This window comes from Okeania sp. SIO2F4 (assembly GCF_010672385.1).
Lineage (GTDB): Bacteria > Cyanobacteriota > Cyanobacteriia > Cyanobacteriales > Microcoleaceae > Trichodesmium.
In genome coordinates this window covers 1-4,365 of the sequence record NZ_JAAHGT010000833.1, presented here as the reverse complement: position 1 = coordinate 4,365, position 4,365 = coordinate 1, and the positions used below count along the sequence as shown (strand labels likewise).

Annotated in this window: 2 protein-coding genes; one reads left to right on the top strand and one right to left on the bottom strand. The window is 36.5% G+C overall.

The window, feature by feature from the left end:
• Nucleotides 1-1,486: 1,486 nt before the first annotated feature.
• A complete protein-coding gene (locus F6K22_RS33485) occupies nt 1,487-3,685 on the top strand; it encodes a hybrid sensor histidine kinase/response regulator (RefSeq protein WP_375340216.1) in 2,199 nt (732 codons plus the stop codon).
• Nucleotides 3,686-4,144: 459 nt separating this feature from the next.
• On the opposite strand, the gene F6K22_RS33480 is transcribed toward F6K22_RS33485, so the two are convergent.
• On the bottom strand, nt 4,145-4,365 hold a 221-nt coding region (locus F6K22_RS33480), incomplete at its 5' end, for a hypothetical protein (protein WP_293108307.1).

The window sequence follows — 4,365 nt, the reverse complement described above, 5'->3', positions numbered from 1 at the left end:
CTCTGCAAGAGGCAGCTCCTCTGTTTCGCTTCGCGACTTGAATTGCGCAGCTTCTCCGTTTGCGTAGCATTCCGAAGGAAAGGAGGCAAGAGGCAGCATGACCTAGGATGGGATGGCGAGGTCTCCCGAAGAATGCAGAGCCGCTCCGAAGTGCGTCATATCCAATCTCCCCATCAATCAGAAAAAATTTTCACCCTCCGCGTCAATCCAATCTGTTTTAGGGAGAGGTAATTATCCATTATCCATTAATGAATGACGGTAATTTCATAAGTAAAGCGTGGTAAATTTTGTAGGTTATATCTCAAATTGTAAATTAGCTCAAAAATTTTTATCTCAGTGGTTTAAGGCGTTTTATGGAAATCTCCAACATCTTTTTTGAACTTACTCTACTTAATAGCTGTCGATCGACAAAAAATAGATAAAAATGTCAAAAAGGAATAGTTAAAAGCCATGACTACTGATTGCTAAAAGCTGACTCATGACTCCTAAATTCTAATACCATTAAAAAAAAAAGAATGTTACGAATAATAAGTAGTATTAAAAGATTTTATCGCAAATTTATATTTAACGAACAAAGAGAAATTACGACATAAAAAATGAGACAAACCTATTAATTATGACTCCTTTCTCCTGTACATCGCCCTACCGACGGCTCCCCTAACTGACTTCTAAGAAATAGCCTAACTATTTGTAGCAAACATTGATCAATTTAGTATAAGTATTTTTAGCAAACATTTATCAGATTAGTATTACCGGAAAATTAAGGTATAAAGCCTCTCCATTTATGGAGAAAAAGCGGTCGGAAAGCGAAGCAGTCCGTTAGGATGGGATGGCGAGGTTTCCTCGCCATATCCAATCTCCCCTTGATCAGAAAAAAATTCCTTGAGCGCCAATCCTATCCGTTATAAGAAGAGGTAATTATTAATTATTAATTATTAATTATTAATTATTGAACTCTGTTCTGTCAGTTTGGGAAATTTTGACGAATTTACCCCATTACATCCACAACCAAATCAAGGTTTAATTCTAGTTTGACAAAAGAGGGATAATCTCTACCCACTACCCTACTCCCTACTCCCTATTTCCACAAAAGTTTCCCGACTTATGAGTAAAGAATAGCGTTGAAAACAGGGGGGCTTTCAATGGAAGCTTTCCGTTCATTAATTGATAATGGATAATGGATAATTACCTCCAGGAAAACCTTCAACAATTAATAATTAATAATTATTCGGCAAGATATCTTGAGTGTGCCCAGAATCACAAAGTCATCTAACCACTATCACTATTAAGAAATAAAAATAAATGTAAAGTTATGTAAAGAAGATTAATTTATTTTTATACAGAACCTACCTAGCCGAACTCGCCCAACTTTGTTTTTTCCTAGATGTCTATTGTTCAAACCAAGGATTTATTGTAAATACGGGTTTTCTTTGAGTAAGTCCTATTTCTACTAAATTAGCAATAACAAAAATATACAGATAAAAATATGGATGATTTTGAAATGCATTTACAAAGGTTGAAGGAAGAGCAAGAACTCATCCTTAACCAAATAGATAATGGTATTGCTCTCTTCGATAATTCTAATCACTTAATTCTATTTAATCAGAAACTGACAGAAATTTGGGGATTATTACCAGAGTGGCTAAAAATAAAACCCCATAGCGATGCTATCTTTGCCGAAATAGTTGCTCAAGGTTATTGGTCAACCGAACAATCTCAACAACTACAAAACTGTCTGCTCAAGATAGAAACAGAAAGTAAATTATTATATATTGAACAAGCTAATGGTATTTGCCTGAAAGTGGACTGCAGCTTGGCATCAGATGGGGGTCATCTATTGACCTTTCGAGATGTAAGTGTATATCAACGGTCTCAAGCTAGTCTCAATGCTGAATTAAGAAGATTAAGATTTCTCCTAGGTCTCAACGAACGACTGCAATACTCAGACAGCTTGAGAGAAATAGCCCAATTTGCCCTTAATTATCTCGTAGAGGTAATGAATGCTGCCTTTGGGGATGTCAAAGTTATCAATGGGGAAGGAAAAAATCGTCAAGCAGGGCCAATTTCTAATCAGATTACCTCTCAATTTATTGCTACTTATGGTGAACTAGCAGTAGCTGAAATGGAAGGTTTATTGAAACAGGGTATCCCTTATGGTCAAGGACTTTTGTGGGAAGTAGTCGAGAGTGGTAAACCTATGTATGTTGAAGATTATGCTCATCAACCTAACTCTATTCCAGGATTTCGCCATCCGGCCATTGGCCAACTAGGAATTTTCCCAATTCCAGCCACAGATGGGACAATTATTGGTGTTTTAACTCTAGAATCTCGTAACTTGCAAAAACTACAAGAAGCCGATCAAAAAGATATGCTCTTTGCAGCTTGTCGTACTTTAGGAGTGGCCATAGAAAGGGCACAGTCTCAAGAACGTCTACGTCAAATTAATGAAGAATTAGAGCGTTCTTCTCAGTTAAAATCAGAGTTTTTGGCTTCTATGTCTCATGAATTGAGAACCCCACTGAATAGTATTTTAGGGTTCTCTGATTTATTACAACGACAAATATCAGACCCCTTAAGCGATCGCCAAGTTAATCAAGTTCGACTCATTCAAAAAAGCGGTCAACATCTACTACAACTGATTAATGATATTCTGGATTTATCTAAGATTGAGTCGGGGAAAACAGAGCTAAGTTTAGAGCTAATTAATATTCACGAAGTTTGTAAAGATTGCTTGAGAATGATTCAGCCACGAGCTGATAAAAAAAGATTGGCTTTATCCCTAGAATTGGATTATCGTATATCTACTGTTTATTTGGATCAGCGTCGGGTTAGGCAGATAATTATTAATTTACTTTCTAATGCTGTAAAGTTTACACCAGAAGGGGGAAAAGTTAAACTGAGCGGACGTTTAGGGTATGGTAGTCAAATTCAAGGTGATTATCGACCTGATTGTTCTCCAATTAATTCTAGTACACCTTATTTATGTTTAGAGGTGAAAGATTCTGGAATTGGTATTCCTGAAGATAGATGGGAAATATTATTTAGACCTTTTCAACAGATTGACTCTTCTTTATCTAGAAAACATGAAGGTACGGGTTTGGGTTTAGCTTTGACAAAAAGATTGGCTGAATTACATGGTGGAACTATTTCTTTAGATTCTCAAGTGAGCAAGGGTAGCACTTTTTGTGTTTGGTTACCATTAACAGAAATGCGACATGAGTTAATAGTTAATTCAGCATCAGAATCTAGTTCTGAAGTATCTTCAGATAGTGTTAATGAGGAAATATTAGAAACTGAAAAGTCTATTAGGATTTTGATTGTTGAAGATCAACCTTATAACCAACTTTTAATTTCTCAAGTATTGGAGTTAGAGGGTTATGAAGTTGAGTTAATTAGTGATGGTCAAACTATGTTGGATACGATTAATTCTCCTTTGGTTACTTCTCCAAATTTACCTAATTTAATTTTGATGGATATTCAGTTACCACAGGTTGATGGGTTAGAATTAATTAAGAGAATTAAGGCTCATTCTATATGGCAGTCTGTACCAGTTATTGCTGTAACTGCTATGGCAATGCCGGGTGATAAAGAAAGATGTTTGAATGCTGGTGCAGTAGCTTATCTGAGTAAGCCTTTAAATATTGAGGAGATGATTTCTATTGTCAAGTCTTTGCTGAGTAATTAGTCAAAGCAAAGAAGATTTTACTGAACTAATTTTCTTCTAAGTATTTCAATTTTTTTTCTATCAGTTAAGATTCCCACGCTTATTTTTTGATATCCATAGTTTACCCTTGGTGGTATCTAGCTCATCCCCAATTTTAATACCTTGATAACTTAACTGTTTAAATGGGATTTCTATAGTGTTTGAAAATCATATTTCAATCTAAATTTAGATTTTTGCTAATAAAAAAATGCTGTATTGAGTACCAATTACCTTGTATTTTTCACAATTTAATACTGTTTTTAATCCTTTACCATTCCCTATTCCCTATTCCCTTTTTCAGAGGACTCAGTTTCCGCATCTAAAATAAAAACCCCACATCAGAATTATCTGTTATACCAAGCGTGATAAATGTTTGCTACAAAGATCTAGGGAAATTTTTAGGAGTCAGGAGTCAGAAGTCAGTCAGCAGAATGAATAGTTTTAATACCATTTTTTAGTTCGTAAATTATCTTTTTCTCTTGGTGCGCGTTCCCTCTCTTGGTCGGCATTCCCATGGCGAGGAGACCTCGCTGGCTTCCGACCGCTTGCGCCGTGAGACGGTGAGTGCAGTGCGCCCTTGCGGGTTAAGCGACAGTCACGCAACTGCCGTGAGCGGAGCGTCTCTGAAAGAGATACCCGGAGGGCGCGGGGTCGCACCGCTT